The 15,731-nt window shown below is 62.3% G+C and carries 17 protein-coding genes and 1 tRNA gene; 10 read left to right on the forward strand and 8 right to left on the reverse strand.

The window, feature by feature from the left end:
* Positions 1 to 73 precede the first annotated feature (73 nt).
* From K6M89_RS23550 to K6M89_RS23565, 4 genes are read left to right on the forward strand one after another with little or no spacing between them, the layout of a single operon-like run.
* Positions 74 to 991: a carbohydrate ABC transporter permease gene (locus K6M89_RS23550; protein ID WP_222141180.1), complete on the forward strand. Its 918-nt coding sequence runs from the start codon at positions 74 to 76 to the stop codon at positions 989 to 991.
* Complete coding sequence (locus K6M89_RS23555) at positions 988 to 1,851, forward strand: carbohydrate ABC transporter permease (protein ID WP_097580645.1); 864 nt, start codon at positions 988 to 990, stop codon at positions 1,849 to 1,851. The genes K6M89_RS23550 and K6M89_RS23555 overlap by 4 nt, the downstream gene beginning before the upstream one ends.
* 19 nt (positions 1,852 to 1,870) lie before the next feature.
* Complete coding sequence (locus K6M89_RS23560) at positions 1,871 to 3,793, forward strand: glycoside hydrolase family 127 protein (protein ID WP_222141181.1); 1,923 nt, start codon at positions 1,871 to 1,873, stop codon at positions 3,791 to 3,793.
* 11 nt (positions 3,794 to 3,804) lie between these two features.
* Positions 3,805 to 4,890, forward strand: coding sequence for an ABC transporter ATP-binding protein (locus tag K6M89_RS23565; protein ID WP_222141182.1), 1,086 nt, complete (start codon positions 3,805 to 3,807; stop codon positions 4,888 to 4,890).
* Between the two features lie 40 nt (positions 4,891 to 4,930).
* Here the strand turns inward: K6M89_RS23565 and dxr are convergent, their stop codons facing one another.
* On the reverse strand, positions 4,931 to 6,121 hold the full coding sequence (gene dxr / locus K6M89_RS23570) for a 1-deoxy-D-xylulose-5-phosphate reductoisomerase (protein ID WP_222141183.1): 1,191 nt from the start codon (positions 6,119 to 6,121) through the stop codon (positions 4,931 to 4,933).
* Between the two features lie 371 nt (positions 6,122 to 6,492).
* Here dxr and K6M89_RS23575 point away from each other — a divergent pair, with 371 nt between their 5' ends.
* Positions 6,493 to 7,146, forward strand: coding sequence for a hypothetical protein (locus K6M89_RS23575; RefSeq protein WP_097580703.1), 654 nt, complete (start codon positions 6,493 to 6,495; stop codon positions 7,144 to 7,146).
* Positions 7,147 to 7,249: 103 nt separating this feature from the next.
* Entirely contained in the window at positions 7,250 to 7,498 is a 249-nt protein-coding gene (locus K6M89_RS23580) for a BON domain-containing protein (RefSeq protein WP_222141184.1), read from the forward strand.
* Between the two features lie 115 nt (positions 7,499 to 7,613).
* On the opposite strand, the gene K6M89_RS23585 is transcribed toward K6M89_RS23580, so the two are convergent.
* Positions 7,614 to 7,766, reverse strand: a complete 153-nt coding sequence (locus K6M89_RS23585) for a hypothetical protein (protein WP_170964787.1) — start codon at positions 7,764 to 7,766, stop codon at positions 7,614 to 7,616.
* Positions 7,767 to 7,870: 104 nt separating this feature from the next.
* A complete protein-coding gene (locus K6M89_RS23590) occupies positions 7,871 to 8,137 on the reverse strand; it encodes a hypothetical protein (protein ID WP_222141185.1) in 267 nt (88 codons plus the stop codon).
* Between the two features lie 165 nt (positions 8,138 to 8,302).
* Here K6M89_RS23590 and K6M89_RS23595 point away from each other — a divergent pair, with 165 nt between their 5' ends.
* Both K6M89_RS23595 and K6M89_RS23600 read left to right on the forward strand, forming a co-directional pair.
* Positions 8,303 to 8,821, forward strand: a complete 519-nt coding sequence (locus K6M89_RS23595; RefSeq protein ID WP_222141186.1) for a DUF2937 family protein — start codon at positions 8,303 to 8,305, stop codon at positions 8,819 to 8,821.
* Positions 8,822 to 8,913: 92 nt separating this feature from the next.
* Positions 8,914 to 9,159 carry a DUF982 domain-containing protein gene (locus tag K6M89_RS23600; RefSeq protein WP_010034930.1) on the forward strand — a complete coding sequence of 82 codons (246 nt, stop codon included), beginning with the start codon at positions 8,914 to 8,916 and terminating at the stop codon, positions 9,157 to 9,159.
* A 32-nt stretch (positions 9,160 to 9,191) separates the two neighbouring features.
* On the opposite strand, the gene K6M89_RS23605 is transcribed toward K6M89_RS23600, so the two are convergent.
* Together K6M89_RS23605 and K6M89_RS23610 are read right to left on the reverse strand one after the other, a co-directional pair.
* Positions 9,192 to 9,268: transfer RNA gene (locus tag K6M89_RS23605), tRNA-Arg, on the reverse strand.
* A 54-nt stretch (positions 9,269 to 9,322) separates the two neighbouring features.
* Positions 9,323 to 10,486 (reverse strand): M20 aminoacylase family protein, encoded by a 1,164-nt coding sequence (locus K6M89_RS23610; protein ID WP_097663462.1) that lies wholly within the window; start codon positions 10,484 to 10,486, stop codon positions 9,323 to 9,325.
* A gap of 158 nt (positions 10,487 to 10,644) precedes the next feature.
* Here K6M89_RS23610 and K6M89_RS23615 point away from each other — a divergent pair, with 158 nt between their 5' ends.
* Both K6M89_RS23615 and K6M89_RS23620 read left to right on the forward strand, forming a co-directional pair.
* On the forward strand, positions 10,645 to 11,778 hold the full coding sequence (locus K6M89_RS23615; protein ID WP_222141187.1) for a D-alanyl-D-alanine carboxypeptidase family protein: 1,134 nt from the start codon (positions 10,645 to 10,647) through the stop codon (positions 11,776 to 11,778).
* A gap of 29 nt (positions 11,779 to 11,807) precedes the next feature.
* Positions 11,808 to 13,007 carry a CobW family GTP-binding protein gene (locus K6M89_RS23620; RefSeq protein WP_222141188.1) on the forward strand — a complete coding sequence of 400 codons (1,200 nt, stop codon included), beginning with the start codon at positions 11,808 to 11,810 and terminating at the stop codon, positions 13,005 to 13,007.
* Between the two features lie 33 nt (positions 13,008 to 13,040).
* Here K6M89_RS23620 and K6M89_RS23625 read toward each other — a convergent pair whose 3' ends face one another.
* The 3 genes from K6M89_RS23625 to K6M89_RS23635 are packed head-to-tail and all read right to left on the reverse strand — an operon-like array spanning position 13,041 to position 15,687.
* A complete protein-coding gene (locus tag K6M89_RS23625) occupies positions 13,041 to 13,814 on the reverse strand; it encodes a FadR/GntR family transcriptional regulator (protein ID WP_097608899.1) in 774 nt (257 codons plus the stop codon).
* A gap of 9 nt (positions 13,815 to 13,823) precedes the next feature.
* Positions 13,824 to 15,104 carry a TRAP transporter large permease gene (locus K6M89_RS23630; protein WP_183839886.1) on the reverse strand — a complete coding sequence of 427 codons (1,281 nt, stop codon included), beginning with the start codon at positions 15,102 to 15,104 and terminating at the stop codon, positions 13,824 to 13,826.
* Positions 15,105 to 15,108: 4 nt separating this feature from the next.
* Entirely contained in the window at positions 15,109 to 15,687 is a 579-nt protein-coding gene (locus tag K6M89_RS23635; protein WP_097580656.1) for a TRAP transporter small permease, read from the reverse strand.
* Between the last annotated feature and the right edge of the window lie 44 nt (positions 15,688 to 15,731).

The following is a 15,731-nucleotide window of genomic DNA, read 5'->3' on the forward strand; positions in this document are numbered from 1 at the left end:
TCTCCCGTGGCCGCGGCCGGGGAGCGGTGGCAGCTTCCCGGCCAATTCCAATTCAAAGATGCGGAGCGTTTCGATGACCGGTTCCGGCTCAGAGATTCTATTGCCTCGGCGCAGGCGACGGCGCAGATCGAACTGGCGCGGCCTTCTCTACATCGCGCCTGCTATGGCGCTGGTCATCGTCTTCTTCATCATGCCGGTTCTGTTCACGGGATGGATGAGCCTGCACAACTGGCCGCTGATGGGGGCGTCGCGCTGGATCGGCTTCAACAATTATTACCGCATGGTCAACGACACCCGCTTCATGACGGCGCTGAATTTCACCGCCTATTACACGGTCGTCGTCACCATCGCGATCTTCGCCGTCGCCTTTCCGCTCGCCATCTTCGTCGAAAAGGAACGGCAGTTCGTCAGCGCCTATCGCACGATCATCTTCCTGCCTGTCGTCGTGGGGCTTGCCACGGCCTCGCTGCTCTGGGTCTGGCTTGCCAATGTCGATAGCGGCTTCATCGGCCCGGCCTTGAAGGCGCTCGGTGTCGTCGAAAAGAGCCCTAATCTGCTTGCGACTTTCGATACCGCGTTTCTGACTGTTGTGGTGATGGTCGTCTGGAAGATCGCCGGCTTCACCATGATCATTCTTCTGACCGGGCTGCAGGCCATTCCCTCCGAACTGACGGAGGCGGCCCGCATCGACGGCGCCGGCCGCTGGCAGCGTTTCCGGCATCTGACGCTGCCGCTGATGCGCAAGACGATCGCCTTGGCGCTGATCGTCTCGGTCACCGGCTCGATCCTCGCCTTCGACCAGTTCTACATCATGACGTCGGGCGGACCGCAGAACAAGATGATCTCGGTCGTCTACTACATCTTCAACCAGTCCTTCGTGTCGTTCAATCTCGGTTACGGCGCAGCGCTGTCGATCGTGCTTCTCGCCATCCTGGTGGCGATCAGCATCGTGCAGCTCTGGCTGCTGCGCGTCGGGGAGGAACGCCCATGACCACGTCAAGGGAACGCCGGACGCGCAAGGCGATCCGCGTGAAGTCCGTCTATCATCTCACCGGCATCGCCATTTCGATCTTCTTCCTGGCGCCCTTCGCGATCACGCTGCTCGCCTCCTTCCGGCAGGGCACGGAAGCCAGCCTGCCGCCCTTGCCGCCCTGGCCGACATCGGGCATCAGCTTCGATGCCTATGCGCTGCTCGATACGTTCGGCGCCGGCATCTGGCAGCATATGATCAATTCGCTGCTCGTGTCGGTCGCCACCGTGGTGCTGACCGTTCTCGTCAGCCTGCTCGCCGGCTACGGCTTCTCGCGTTATCGCTTCCCGATGAAAAATGCGCTCTTCGTGCTGATCATCGCCACGCTGATGATCCCGTTCCAGTCGATCCTGACGCCGCTCTTCATCATCCTCGCAAAGCTCGGCCTCAACAATTCGCTGCTCGGGCTCACATTGGTCTATGTGACGCTGCAGCTGCCCTTCTCGGTCTTCATGATGCGCAACGCCTTCGACGCCGTGCCGAAGGAGATCGAGGAGGCCGCCCGGATCGACGGGGCGCGTGACCTCAGGCTGCTGGCGCGTGTTCTCCTGCCGCTGGTGCTGCCCGGTGTTGCGACGGTGGCGATCTTTGCCTTCCTCAATGCCTGGAACGAGTTTCTCGCCGCTCTCGTGCTGCTCTCCAGCAACGAGAAATACACCCTGCCGGTGCTGATGACGGCGGTCCGCGCCGGCCGCCTTGGCGCCATCAACTGGGGAGCGGTCCAGGCCGGCGTCATCGTCATGACGATCCCATGCCTGATCGTCTTCCTGCTCCTGCAACGCTACTACATGCGCGGGCTGATGGCCGGCGCGGTGAAATGAACGAGAGAAAGTCGAGCCCATGACCAAATCAAGCAATGACCGCCAGTTCCGTCCCGTCGCCGTTCCCGATGTCAATCTCGGCGGCTTCTGGGGCAAATGGCAGGATGCCGTCTGCAATTCCACCGCCGAGACGCTGCTCGACCGCTGCGTCGAGGCCGGCATGCTCAAGGCGATCGATGTCAATCAGCCAAGCCCCGGCGTCGTCATTCCCATTCAACCCTGGGGCGGGACGACGCAGATGTTCTGGGATTCCGATCTCGGCAAGTCGATCGAGACCATCGCCTATTCACTCTACCGCCGGCCGAACCCGAAGCTCGAGGCGCGCGCCGACGAGATCATCGACATGTATGAGCGGATGCAGGACAAGGACGGCTACCTGAACGCCTGGTTCCAGCGCGTCGAACCATCCCGCCGGTGGACCAACCTGCGCGATCATCATGAACTCTATTGCGCCGGACACCTGATGGAGGCGGCGGTCGCTTATTATCAGGCGACCGGCAAGCGCAAGCTGCTCGACATCATGTGCCGTTATGCCGATTACATGATCAAGGTTTTCGGCCATGGCGAAGGCCGGATCCCCGGCTATTGCGGCCATGAGGAGATCGAGCTCGCGCTGGTCAAGCTTGCCCGGGTCACGGGCGAGAAGAAATATCTCGACCTGTCGAAATTCTTCATCGACGAACGCGGCACTGAGCCGCATTTCTTCACGGCGGAGGCCGTTCGCGACGGCCGCAGCCTGTCCGACTATCATCAGAAGACCTATGAATATGGGCAGGCGCACCAGCCGGTGCGCGAGCAGAAGAAGGTCGTCGGCCATGCCGTGCGCGCCATGTATCTCTATTCCGGGATGGCCGACATCGCCACCGAATACAGAGACGACAGCCTGACGGCGGCGCTGGAAACGCTGTGGGACGATCTGACGACCAAGCAGATGTACATCACCGGCGGCATCGGGCCGGCCGCATCGAATGAAGGTTTTACCGATTACTACGATCTGCCCAATGCCACGGCTTATGCGGAGACCTGCGCCTCCGTCGGCCTGGTGTTCTGGGCGAGCCGCATGCTCGGACGCGGTCCGGACCGCCGCTATGCCGACATCATGGAACAGGCGCTCTACAATGGCGCGCTGCCGGGGCTTTCGACCGACGGCAAGACCTTCTTCTACGACAACCCGCTGGAAAGTGCGGGCAAGCACCACCGGTGGAAGTGGCACCATTGCCCCTGCTGCCCGCCCAACATCGCCCGGCTGGTGACCTCAATCGGCTCTTATATGTATGCCGTCGCCGACGACGAGATCGCCGTGCATCTCTATGGCGAAAGCACCGCGCGGCTGAAGCTTGCCAACGGCGCCGAGGTGGAACTGGAGCAGACCACCAACTATCCGTGGGACGGTGCGGTGGCCTTTTCCGCCAGGATGAAAAAGCCGGCGGCATTCGCGCTGTCGCTGCGCATTCCCGATTGGGCGGAGGGCGCAACCCTCAGCGTCAACGGGACGATGCTCGACCTCGGCGCCAATATCCGTGACGGATATGCCAGGATAGATCGGCAATGGGCCGACGGCGATCGCGTCGCCCTTCACCTGCCGCTTTCGCTGCGCCCGCAATATGCCAATCCGAAGGTGCGCCAGGATGCCGGGCGCGTCGCGCTGATGCGCGGTCCGCTCGTCTACTGCGTGGAAACGACGGATAATGGCGAGGATCTCAACGCCATCGTCCTGCCACGCGCGCTGCCGGCTGCCGAAACCGTCGTGCTGAAGGATCTCAACGATGCCGTCGCCCTCGATCTCAAGGTCGAACGCGAGGAGACGTCGAACTGGGGAGGGCCGCTCTATCGCAAGGCGCCGGCCGAACGGCGGGTCGCCACGGCGCGTTTCGTGCCCTATCATCTGTGGGACAACCGCGCGCCCGGAGAGATGCTCGTCTGGGTCCAGGCGGACAAGTAGGTCGTTTGGGGATGACGAACGGTATGGGCAATAAGAGCGTCGTGCTCCAGGACGTGCGAAAAAGCTATGGCAATCTGCAGGTGGTCCATGGGATCGATCTGACGATCGATGAGGGCGAATTCGTCGTTTTCGTCGGACCGTCCGGCTGCGGAAAATCGACGCTGCTTCGCATGATCGCCGGCCTCGAGGACGTCACCGACGGCGAGATCGAGATCAAGGGACGTCTCGTCACCGATCTCGATCCATCCGAACGCGGCATTGCGATGGTCTTTCAGTCCTACGCGCTCTACCCGCATATGAGCGTGCGGGACAATCTCGCTTTCGGCTTGAAGATGGCGCGCACAAGCGCCGCCGAGATCGAGACGCGCGTCAAGGCCGCCTCTGCAATCCTGAAGATCGACCACCTTCTCGACCGGCGGCCCGGACAGCTTTCCGGCGGCCAGCGCCAGCGCGTGGCGATCGGCAGGGCGATCGTGCGCAAGCCCGATGTCTTCCTGTTCGACGAGCCGCTGTCCAATCTCGATGCCGAGCTGCGCGTTTCCATGCGCATCGAGATCGCCCGCCTGCACCGCGAACTCGGCAACACGATGATTTATGTCACCCACGATCAGACCGAGGCGATGACGCTTGCCGACAAGATCGTCGTGTTGCGCGATGGCCGGGTCGAGCAGGCCGGAACGCCGCGGCAGATCTACGAAGATCCCGCCAATACCTTCGTGGCGGGCTTCATCGGTTCGCCGCGGATGAACCTGCTGAATGCCCGCGCTGCCGAGCAAGGCCGGGTCGAGGTCGCTGGCGTCCGCATCGAAAGCGCCTTGTCCTGCACCGGCCGGCCGGCCGGAGGCGCAGTAACGCTCGGTCTGCGGCCGGAACATCTGAAGGTGGCGCCCGATCGGTCTGGCAGGCTGGTCGCCACGGTCGATTTCTCGGAATATCTCGGGGGAACGCAATATCTCTACTGTCAGCTCGGCGACGGCCAATCGCTGACGGTCGAGCATCGTTCGCCGGTCAGCATCGCGGCCGGCGATGAGGTCAGCCTGCTGTTTGAGCCGGCCGATTGCCGGTTGTTCGACGAAGGCGGCAACCGGCTGCGGTAATTGCAGCCGTTACAGCGCTTAAGGGATTATGTCGTAGGCCTCAGCCGACGAGATCCAGCTTCATCAATTCCGAAGCCCGCTGCCGGGCCTGGCTGTCGGCGCTGAAAACATCGTCCATTTCGGCAGCCGGCGGCAGGTGGGCCAGATCGTCCATGACCCTCTCGGTGATGTTGGCCATGGCGAGGAAGGACAAGCGTCCTTCGATGAAGGCTTCCAGCGCCACTTCCTTGGCGCCGTTCAGCACGGCGCCCTGGACACCGCCGCGGATCATCGCGAGACGCGCCAGCCGGAGTGCCGGGAACCGCACCTCGTCAGGCGCCTCGAAATCCAGCCTCGCGAGCCTGGCGAAATCCAGCCGCTCGATCGGCAGGTTCGGCCGGCGCGGAAAGGACAGCGCATAACCGATGGCGGTGCGCATATCGGGCGCGCCGAGCTGAGCCAGGACGGAGCCATCGGTATAGCCGACCATCGAATGAATGATCGATTGCGGGTGGAGGATGACCTCGATCTGTTCGGGCGTCAGGCCGAACAGATGCCGGGCTTCGATCATTTCCAGCGCCTTGTTGAACATCGAGGCACTGTCGATCGAAATCTTCAAGCCCATCGACCAGTTCGGGTGGGCGCGCGCGGTTTCCACCGTCACATCGGCCATCTCCTTGAGCGAGGCGGTGCGGAAGGGGCCGCCCGATGCCGTCAGGATGACGCGTTCGACGGCGTGGCGCTGGTTTTCTTCCAGCACCTGGAAAATCGCATTGTGCTCGCTGTCGACGGGAAGCAGCCTGCCGCCGCCTTCACGAATCGATTTGAGGAAGAGATCGCCGGCCGAGACCAAGCATTCCTTGTTGGCAAGGGCGATATCGGCGCCGCGGCGTGCGGCGGCGAGTGTCGGCGCAAGACCCGCCGTGCCGACGATTGCCGCCATCACCCAGTCGGCTTCGCGATCGGCGGCTTCCATAAGGCCTGATTTTCCCGAGGCGACCGCGATGCCGCTGCCGGAAAGCGCGCTCTTCAGCGATTCGTAATGCCGGTCGCTGGCTGTCACCGCCAGTCGCGCGCCCCATGCTTTTGCCTGCCGGGCCAGCAATTCGACATTACCGTTGCCGGTCAGCACGGAAATTTCGAAGTTGTCCCGTCCGCCCAGGTGTTCGACGACATTGAGCGTGTTGCGGCCGATCGAACCGGTCGAACCGAAGATGCTGAGGCGCCGCGGCGCCGTTTTGCCGGTCGTCATGTGAATTTCGCGAAAATTTGTCTCGTAGGCTCAGGCTCTACTAGGGTTTGGAGGGTGCGGCAAGTGTGCGGTGCAGCAGATTTCGGCCCTCAAGGGGTTTACAGAGCGGCGGCGAGATGTGATCCTGGCAACATTCCTGAGGGAATCGTGAATCTCAGGCGGCCGCTCATGGCCGCATGGGTATCCAAGGGCGCCCCGGCGTCCATTGAACAGGCACCTGGCTGCCGTCGGCCGTTTCGGCCACACATTAAATCGAGGATGACATTGGGATGGACGGCTTGGCCGCGCTGCTCCCTTGCGGGTTCGCTGTGCTCACTTTTGCTGCGGCATCGCGCCGTTCGGCGAGCAAGCTTGTCAAACGATCGGGTCACATGACGATATTCAAGATAGCTTGCATTCTTTTCACCGTGCTGCCTTTTTCGCTCCCCGCGGCGGCAAAGGCAGATGACCTGCTGATCTGGTCGCCCGCCAAACTTTCGGACCGGTCGTACAAGGCGACGATGGGTTTTCGCCTGCCGGCGGAATGGGAAACAAGCGCCGGCGCCGACATTGCGCTGGCCGCGACGAAAGGCGGCGCGCCGCTGCCCGATTCCGAGCAGGCGATGCTCTGGGGCAGAATCGTGAGAACGAACGTCACACCGGCCGGCCAATCACAGCGGGGTGTGAAGGTCAGCGTTGATACGCTGCGCGGCAGCGGCGCGCTGACGCTCAGCCGTTCGCGCAGCTGGATCCTGTCGGATTCGCTCGACATGCAATCGAGCCGCTCCGTCAGCGTCGGTTATGACCCGGTCGATGCCCGACAGACCTCGGTGACGGCGTCGCAGGCGCTGAAACTCATTCATCCCTGGACAGGAACCTCGCTTTCGGCCGGCGCCGGCCTCAGCAATGTCAGCGGCGACTTCTCCAGTTCGGTGGCCGTCAGCCAGACGATCCTGCCGAATCTCAATCTCGATGCGTCGATGAACAACCCGTTTTCGGACGATGAAGCCGGCAGCGTCAATCTGCGCTATCGCCTCAACTGGTAACACGCTGAAACCAAAACCAGCCGGCGGGCGTTTCCTTTCAAGGTTTCACAGAGGAACGGGTCATATTTTCAAGGAGCAGACATTTCACGGGCTGGAGCCTGAAATGGAAGCGGAAATCGCCAATCGTGCGTCGGTCGAGGCGGCCGTCGCCAATGCGCTGGCGATTGCCGGCGGCATCGATGCGTCCGATGTCGAGGTGACGATGGAAAAAGACCAGATCGTGCTCAGCGGCACGGTCGGCACAGTTGGGGAGATCGAGCGGGCGACCGCGGTCGCCATGGCCGTCGAAGGCGTGCATAACGTTCAGAACCGGATCCTCCTTGGCGGGTTCTCCCTGGACGGCACTCATTGATGGTGAGGGGCGCTCCACCGCATTGGAAGGAGCGCAGGTCGATAGGCCTGCCGTGGCTCGATGGCGAGCCACGCTGGCTTCTCGGTCGGCCATTCTCGGGCCGGCGTTCAGCTGATCAACCGGCGAAGCGCTCGATCAGAAAAGACGAGCCGGCCGGCCGATCAGTCTTCGCCGTGGCCACCGGTCCCTGCAACTGATAGGCGATGGTGAGAAGCAGAGCGGAGACCGCGACATAGGCGATTGCCAGAACAGTCATCTTGATAAGCATGGCGACTACTCCCATTTCGCCCTAAACGCGGCGGGATTTGCGAAGTTCCTTGCCGGAGGATACCAGATGAAAACCCCGGCCGAAAGGATCGGCCGGGCTTTGCCTTAGCGGCAGATTCGGGTCTCCTTGATGACCGTATGGCCGTGGCGGCGGATCCTTTCCGTCTTGGTGAAGCAATCGCGGGAAACGTAGCGCCGCCGCATGTCGTGGCGATAATAGGGGCTGTGGTGGCGGTAATAGGGGCGTTCCGAATCACGGTAATAATAGGGGCGCGCGTCATCCGTAGTGATGGTCACACTTGCCGCCTGGGACGGCACGACGGATAAAACGGACGCTGCCGCAAGCGTGCAGGCGAGGATGAGCTGTTTCATGACGAGCCTCTCTTTCTCAGTTGCTCACGGGGAGCATCTCGGTTGTCATGGTGTCAACTCACCGGAAGTGTCGCCGGTTCAATCACATAGCGTTACCGATTGTGTCGATCAGAAACCTTTACGGCCGCCGATCGTTAGCGCAGGGAATAGCCGGAGGCATCGATCATGGGACCGATTGCAAGGATCATCGCCATCGTCGCCGGGCTTGCCGGCGGCACGGTGTTTTCGCAGGCGCCTGAATTTGCCCAGCAATATCGCCAGCGAATCGGCGGAGCGATCGACGAATTGCGCGTCATCGTCGAGGATTTCCACAGGCAGGCGGCCGAGCACCAGCTCGATCGCCAGCAGGCGCTGAACACCTATGCGCAATCTTCCGACGATTTCCTGCGCGACCGCGGCGTCTCCATGCAAAGCACGATCGCACGCTATGAAACGCTGCTGTCGCAGCAGCTGAAACTCGGCACCGCCGCCCCCGTCGCCAAGCCGTTCGTGCTCATCGGGGAACCGGATGATGTCGTTTTCGCCAATACCTTGCGGGATTTCGTGCCCGGCGTGCCGGTCAGCTTCGCCGGCCTTGTCTGGGCTGCGATTGGTTTTATCAGCGCTTGGGTGATTGCGGCGCTGCTGGGTTCTGGCGTGCGGCGGGTTGTGCGCGGCCGGCGAACCTCTCCCCAGGTGCGATGAATCGATATGGGAGCCAATGCGGTCGCGCCGATTTACAAGGCGCGATCGATCATTCTAACTACCCCCGCAGCACGCAAGGAAGGCCAAAGAGAATGCAGACCATCTGGACAAAGCCGGTGACGATCGCCCTTGAAGGACCGGATCAATGGGTGGTGATACAAACCACGCAGGCCGCGACATGGGCGCTGATTGAAGACTGGCCGACAGACGAAGGCCCCGCCCTGGATCGAGCTTGTGCCGTATGCGCCGATGTCATCTCCGGAAAGCGAAGCCGGGAGGAGGCTCGCCAGGCTTTCATCGAGGCTGCAATCGAGGCCGGAATTCCGATCAAGGTGTGAAGGAATACGCGATCTGGTCATCGCTTAAAGACTGGTGATCCCGGCGCGATTCGAACGCGCGACCCCCAGATTAGGAATCTGGTGCTCTATCCTGCTGAGCTACGGGACCACTTGCATGCCATGCATACAAAAGGCTTGGCGTGAAGCCAAGCCTTAATTCTTGTCAAACACCGAGGCGCTGTTCGGCAAGGCGGACCCAATAGGAGATGCCGTGGGCGATGGCTTCGTCGTTGAAGTCGTAGGCCGGATTGTGCAGGCCGGCGCTGTCGCCGTTGCCGATGAAGATGAAGGCGCCGGGGCGGGCATTCAGCATGTAGGAGAAGTCCTCGCCGCCCATCATCGGATCGATTTCGGCATTGACGTTTGCCTCGCCGGCAATGGCGCCGGCGATGGCGACCGCGTGCGCGGTCTCATCAGGATGGTTAACGGTGACGGGGTAGTTGCGGTGGAAGCTGATCTCGGCTTCGGCGCCGTGGGCAGCAACCACGCCCTCGACGATCTGCCGGAAGCGCGTTTCGGCGAGCGTGCGCATCTCGTCGTCCAGCGTGCGGACCGTGCCTGCGAAGGTCGCATCGTTGGGAATGACGTTATGGGCGAAGCCGGCGTTGAACTTGGTCACCGAGACGACGACCGAACTGATCGGATCGGCGGTGCGCGAGGCAATCATCTGCAGGTTGGCGACGATCTGGGCGCCGATGGCGATCGGGTCGATCGTCCGGTGCGGCTGGGCGGCGTGGCCGCCGCGGCCCTTGATGGTGACGGTGAATTCGTCGGTCGCCGCCATGATCGCGCCCTTGCGGATGGCGAACTGGCCGACGGGCAGGCCGGGCAGATTGTGCATGCCATAGACCTCTTCGATGCCGAAGCGCTCCATCATGCCGTCCTTGACCATCAGGTTGCCGCCGCCGCCGCCTTCTTCGGCGGGCTGGAAGATGACAGCGACATTGCCGTTGAAATTGCGGGTCTCGGCCAGATATTTCGCAGCGCCGAGCAGCATGGCGGTATGGCCGTCATGGCCGCAGGCATGCATCTTGCCCGGCGTCTTCGAGGCCCAGGGCTTGCCCGATATCTCGGTCAGCGGCAGGGCGTCCATGTCGGCGCGCAGGCCGATGGTGCGGCGGCCCTCGCCCTTGCCTTTGATCAGCCCGACGACCCCGGTGCGGCCGATGCCGGTGACGATCTCGTCGACACCGAATTCCTTCAGCTTTTCGGCGACGAAAGCGGCCGTGTTTTCCACCGCGAAGAGGAGCTCGGGGCGAGCATGAATGTGGCGGCGCCATTCGGCGACTTCATCCTGCAATTCGGCGGCTCGGTTCAAAATCGGCATGTTGGCGTTCCTGTTATGAAATCCCGACAATCTTTGATCGCATCACAAGGGTGTGAGGCTTTTGGAAATTACTTCGTCAATGACCTTTGCCATGTGATAGCCATATAGGCTAGATAGAGGAAGGTTGCGAGATTTTCCGGACATCTGAAGGACGAACCGTGTCGACGAGCCACTTCCGTTTGTTTGCCGCCAAGCGGCCGTTGCGTTTCACAGTCGCCGCTACTGCCGCTTTTCTCACCTCCGTTTCGCTCGCTCAGGCCAATCCGCATATTCTCGTCGACGTCCAGACCGGCCGCGTGCTCGAGCACGAGGAAGCCTTCCGCAAGTGGTATCCGGCCTCGCTCACCAAGCTGATGACGGTCTATACCGTGTTCGATGCGATCCGCGCCGGCCAGATCAGCCTTGATACGCCCATTGTCATGAGCAAGCGCGCCGCCGCGCAGCCGGCCGCCAAGATGTATTTCAAGCCCGGCCAGAAGCTGACGCTCGACAGCGCGTTGAAGATCCTGCTGGTGAAATCGGCGAACGACGTCTCGGTTGCGGTTGCCGAAGCCGTCGGCGGCACGCAGGAAGGCTTCGTGACGCGGATGAACGGCGAGGCACTGAAGCTCGGCATGACGGATTCGCATTTCGTCAACCCGAACGGCCTTCCGGGCAAGGGACAATATACGACGGCGCGCGATCTCGCAGTGCTGACGGTGGCGCTGCGCCGCGACTTTCCGCAATATGCCGGCTATTTCGCGCTGGAGGGTTTTACCACGGGCCAGCAGAACGTGCCGAACCTCAACATGCTGATCGGCCGCTTCGCCGGCGCCGACGGCATGAAGACCGGCTTCATCTGCGCTTCTGGCTTCAACCAGATCGGTTCGGCGACCCGCAACGGCCGCACCATCGTCTCCGTCGTGCTCGGCACCGACAGCCTGGCGGCGCGCGCCGATGCGACGGCGAACCTTTTGCAGAAGGGCTTCACCACCCAGTTTCCCGGCAATGACACGCTCGGTTCGCTGAAGCCTTACGGGCAGGGACAGGACCAGGTGACCGACATTACCGCCGATATCTGCAGCGCCAAGGGCGCCAAGATACGCAGCGAAACGCGCGACGAGGTCGGCCGCATGAAGGTGAGCTCACCCTATATTCTGGAAATGGACCACGATCCGCAATTCGTCTTCGCCGGCCTCATTCCGGGGCAGGACCCGCAGCCGGCGCAGCAGCCGGAAAAGGTGGCGACCGGCGATACGGCCGGAGGTGTCGCCAACGTGCCGGTGCCGATGCCGCGTCCGACCTCGTTCTAAGGCAAGATCGTTTTTCAAGGTAAAATGAGATGAGCGCGCTCAACGACAGGATTCCGGTCACCATCCTGACCGGCTTTCTCGGCGCCGGCAAATCGACGCTGCTCAACCGCATCCTCAAAGACCCCGAGATGAAGGACGCGGCCGTCATCATCAACGAGTTCGGCGATGTCGGCATCGATCATCTGCTGGTCGAAAGCTCGGGCGATTCGATCATCGAGCTCTCCGACGGCTGCCTGTGCTGCACCGTGCGCGGCGAGCTTGTCGATACGCTGGCGAACCTGATGGATGCCGTGCAGACCGGCCGCGTCAAGCCGGTGAAACGCGTCGTCATCGAAACGACCGGCCTTGCCGATCCGGCGCCGGTCATGCAGGCGATCATGGGCAATCCCGTCATCGCCACCAATTTCGAGCTCGACGGTGTCGTGACCGTCGTCGATGCGGTCAATGGGCTGCAGACGCTCGACAATCACGAGGAAGCGCGCAAACAGGCGGCCGTCGCCGACCGGCTGATCGTCTCGAAGGCATCGCTGGCCGGCGTAACGGCTGGGCTGGAACAGCGCCTGCGGGCGCTCAATCCGCGCGCGGCGATGATGGATGCCGACAGCGCCGAGGCCGGCAGCGCCGCGGTGCTGGTGAACGGGCTCTACGATCCGGCGACGAAGATCGCCGATGTCGGCCGCTGGCTGCGGGACGAGGATGCGCACGAGGCGCATCACCATCACGACCATGCCCATGATGACGATCGCCATCATGATCACGCTGGCGGTCACCACGGCCACCATCATGATCATCACAATCATGATCATGATGGCGCTCACGCGCACCAGCACGCCCACGACGTCAACCGGCACGATGCCTCGATCCGGTCTTTCTCGATCATCGAGGAAAAACCGATCGATCCGATGGCGCTCGAGATGTTCATCGATCTCCTGCGCTCGGCCCATGGCGAGAAGCTGCTGCGGATGAAGGCGATCGTTTCCGTCTCCGACCGGCCGGAACGGCCGTTGGTGCTGCACGGCGTTCAGAGCATCTTCCACCCGCCGGTGCGCCTTGCCGCCTGGCCGGACCCGCAGGATAAGCGTACGCGCATGGTGCTGATCACCAAGGATTTGCCCGAGGCCTTCGTGAAGGATCTGTTCGACGCCTTCCTCGGCAAGCCTCGCATCGACAGGCCCGATCGCGCGGCGCTGTCCGACAATCCGCTCGCAATTCCAGGCGTGCGGATCTAACCGCTCCAACGTTTCGTTGTGATGCGATCGTCTTCAGCCGTTGTGTTTACGGGTGCCCGAAAGCCACCTTGCCTGCTGGCCGCTCAGCAGCGTGCGATAGCGCTCCTGGCTTGCGGTCAGGTGAGCCCGCATGGCGGCGCGGGCGGCTTCCGGGTCACCGGCCGAAATCGCTTTCAGGATTGCCAGATGCTCGCGCTGTAGGCCTTCCTGATAATCGCGCGACAGCGTGCTGTCCGTGCCCCAGGGTGAGGCGATATCGCAGGGGATCGCCCGCATGCCGAGCGCATCGAGAACTTCCACATAATATGAATTGTTCGTGGCAGCCGCGATTTCTCGGTGAAAGGCGAAGTCGCTCTTGCCGGTCGCCTCGCCGCGCTCGAGCAGCCGGTCGAACTCGAAGAAGGCTTCGTGGATCTGCGCTTCCTGGGCTGCATTGCGTCGCAGCGCAGCAAGTCCAGCGCTTTCGATCTCCAGTCCCATCCGCACCTCGATGACGTTGAGTGCATGGGAAATCTTGTTGCCGACGTCGAGGCTGATCGAGCCGAAGGCAATCGTTGGATGGTTCATGACGAAGACACCAGCCCCTTGCCGCGCCTCGACGAGGCCGTCGGCGGCAAGGGTTGCAATCGCTTCGCGGACGACAGTGCGGCTGACTCCGAAAAGCTCGCCCATCCGGGTCTCCGTCGGCAGCTTTTGCCCGGGCGCGTAGGCACCGGACACGACCTGAGCGCGGATGGCCGAAACCACGCCTTCGGAGAGTTTCGGCCTTCGCTCGATCCTTGATTCAACGGCTGTATCGGCCGCCATGTCGCTCTCCTATTTGAACACAGCCGGCAGCCACAGCGAAATTGCCGGGATGTAGGTGACCAGACCGAGCACCACGAGGCCGGCGCCGTAGAACGGCCAGATCGAGCGCATAGCCTCCCAGACCGAAATCTTGCCGACCGCACAGGCCACGAATTGCACGGCCCCGACGGGAGGTGTGTTCAGCCCGATGCCGAAATTCAGGATCATGATCACGCCGAAGTGCACCGGATCGACACCGTAAGCCTGTGCCACCGGCAGGAAGATCGGCGTGCAGATGATGATGGTCGGTCCCATGTCCATGAAGGTGCCGAGCACCAGCATCAGCACATTGAGCAGGAGCAGCACCGTCAGCGGATCGTCGGCGACGCTCTTCATCCAGATAACCAGCGAAGCGGGCACCTTGAGGAAGGCCATCAGCCAGGAAAATGCGGCGGCGGTGCCGATGATCAGGAGCACCATTGCCGTCGTGCGCACGGCGCCCTGCGTGGCGTGGACGAAGTCTTTCCAGCTCATCTGCCGGTAGACGAAGAGGGTTACCAGCAGCGCGTAGAGCACAGCGATGCAGGAGCTTTCCGTCGCTGTGAAAATGCCGGACCTCACCCCGCCGAAGATGATGGCGATCAGCAGAAGCCCGGGCACCGCGACGGCGAGCAGGTGAGCCACCATGACAAAGCCGGGAAACGGCTCCGTCGGATAACCGCGCGAGCGTGCGACGATGTAGGCGGTTACCATGAGCGCGGCTGCGAGCAACAGGCCAGGCAGGACGCCGGCGGTGAACAGATCGGCGATCGATATCTTGCCGCCGGCGGAGATCGAATAGATGATCATATTGTGGGACGGCGGCAGGAGCAGCGCGATCAGGGCTGCCATCGAGGTGACGTTGACCGCGTAGTCGGCACCATAGCCGCGCTGCTTCATCTGCGGGATCATCAGGCCCCCGACGGCTGCGGCCTCTGCCACCGCCGAACCCGAAATGCCGCCGAACAGTGTGGCGGTGACGATATTGACCTGGCCGAGGCCGCCGCGGACATGCCCGACCAGGGAGGCGGCGAAGGCGACGATGCGGCTCGCGATGCCACCGCGCACCATCAGGTCGCCGGCATAGATGAAGAAGGGAATGGCGAGCAGCGAAAACACGCTCATGCCGGAATTGAGCCGCTGAAAGATGACCAGCGGCGGCAGGCCCATATAGGCTACGGTGGCGAAGCTGGCGACGCCAAGGCAGAAGGCGATCGGCGTGCCGATCAGCATCAGGGTGGTGAAAACACCGAACAGAATCCAGAGTTCCATCGCGCTATACCTTCAAATTGGCGTTCGGGTCGGCATTGATGTTTTCGATCTCGACGGCGATCTCCGCCGGCAGAATCTCATCCAGCACGTCGTCGATCGGTTCGCCGGCGAGGCGGAGCACAATGCGCTCCAGCGAGAAGATCACCGCGAGGACACCGCCGCCGGCGAGCGGCAGATAATCGAACGCGCCTGAGATGCCCAGTGACGGCAGGGTGGTGTTCCAGGTCAGGCTCATGAGCGCGCCGCCATACCAGATCATGCCGGCGCCGAAGGCGAGGATGACCACATCCGAAATCATGCGCAGGACACGCTTGCCGGATTTCGGCAGCACGTAGAGCAGCACGTCGAAACCTAGATGATTGTTCTCCCGGATGCCGACGGCGGCGCCGAGGAAGATGAACCAGCTCATCAGCATGACTGAGCCCGGCTCCGTCCAACTCGGCGAGTCGTTCAATACGTAGCGGCAGAATACCTGCCAGGCGACAAAGACCGTCATCAGGATCAGGCCGCCGCCGGCGAGCCACAAGGCAGCGTTGCTTAGGCGCGCCAGGAAGTTGGTGACGGGGATCAGGTTATTCGACATGCAGGCCTCGTCGAAATCGGGCAGACTCTCTCCCTTACAGAGAG

Source organism: Rhizobium croatiense, from assembly GCF_019793465.1.
Lineage (GTDB): Bacteria > Pseudomonadota > Alphaproteobacteria > Rhizobiales > Rhizobiaceae > Rhizobium > Rhizobium croatiense.

What these genes read in the sequence shown, in the direction of transcription:
- K6M89_RS23560 (WP_222141181.1), top strand. Translation starts at nt 1,871, where the DNA reads ATGACCAAATCAAGCAATGACCGCCAGTTCCGTCCCGTCGCCGTTCCC.
- K6M89_RS23600 (WP_010034930.1), top strand. Translation starts at nt 8,914, where the DNA reads ATGCAGACCATCTGGACAAAGCCGGTGACGATCGCCCTTGAAGGACCG.
- K6M89_RS23630 (WP_183839886.1), bottom strand. Translation starts at nt 15,104, where the DNA reads ATGGAACTCTGGATTCTGTTCGGTGTTTTCACCACCCTGATGCTGATC.
- dxr (WP_222141183.1), bottom strand. Translation starts at nt 6,121, where the DNA reads ATGACGACCGGCAAAACGGCGCCGCGGCGCCTCAGCATCTTCGGTTCG.
- K6M89_RS23555 (WP_097580645.1), top strand. Translation starts at nt 988, where the DNA reads ATGACCACGTCAAGGGAACGCCGGACGCGCAAGGCGATCCGCGTGAAG.
- K6M89_RS23580 (WP_222141184.1), top strand. Translation starts at nt 7,250, where the DNA reads ATGGAAGCGGAAATCGCCAATCGTGCGTCGGTCGAGGCGGCCGTCGCC.
- K6M89_RS23620 (WP_222141188.1), top strand. Translation starts at nt 11,808, where the DNA reads ATGAGCGCGCTCAACGACAGGATTCCGGTCACCATCCTGACCGGCTTT.
- K6M89_RS23625 (WP_097608899.1), bottom strand. Translation starts at nt 13,814, where the DNA reads ATGGCGGCCGATACAGCCGTTGAATCAAGGATCGAGCGAAGGCCGAAA.
- K6M89_RS23590 (WP_222141185.1), bottom strand. Translation starts at nt 8,137, where the DNA reads ATGAAACAGCTCATCCTCGCCTGCACGCTTGCGGCAGCGTCCGTTTTA.
- K6M89_RS23585 (WP_170964787.1), bottom strand. Translation starts at nt 7,766, where the DNA reads ATGCTTATCAAGATGACTGTTCTGGCAATCGCCTATGTCGCGGTCTCC.
- K6M89_RS23575 (WP_097580703.1), top strand. Translation starts at nt 6,493, where the DNA reads ATGACGATATTCAAGATAGCTTGCATTCTTTTCACCGTGCTGCCTTTT.
- K6M89_RS23635 (WP_097580656.1), bottom strand. Translation starts at nt 15,687, where the DNA reads ATGTCGAATAACCTGATCCCCGTCACCAACTTCCTGGCGCGCCTAAGC.
- K6M89_RS23595 (WP_222141186.1), top strand. Translation starts at nt 8,303, where the DNA reads ATGGGACCGATTGCAAGGATCATCGCCATCGTCGCCGGGCTTGCCGGC.
- K6M89_RS23565 (WP_222141182.1), top strand. Translation starts at nt 3,805, where the DNA reads ATGACGAACGGTATGGGCAATAAGAGCGTCGTGCTCCAGGACGTGCGA.
- K6M89_RS23610 (WP_097663462.1), bottom strand. Translation starts at nt 10,486, where the DNA reads ATGCCGATTTTGAACCGAGCCGCCGAATTGCAGGATGAAGTCGCCGAA.
- K6M89_RS23550 (WP_222141180.1), top strand. Translation starts at nt 74, where the DNA reads ATGACCGGTTCCGGCTCAGAGATTCTATTGCCTCGGCGCAGGCGACGG.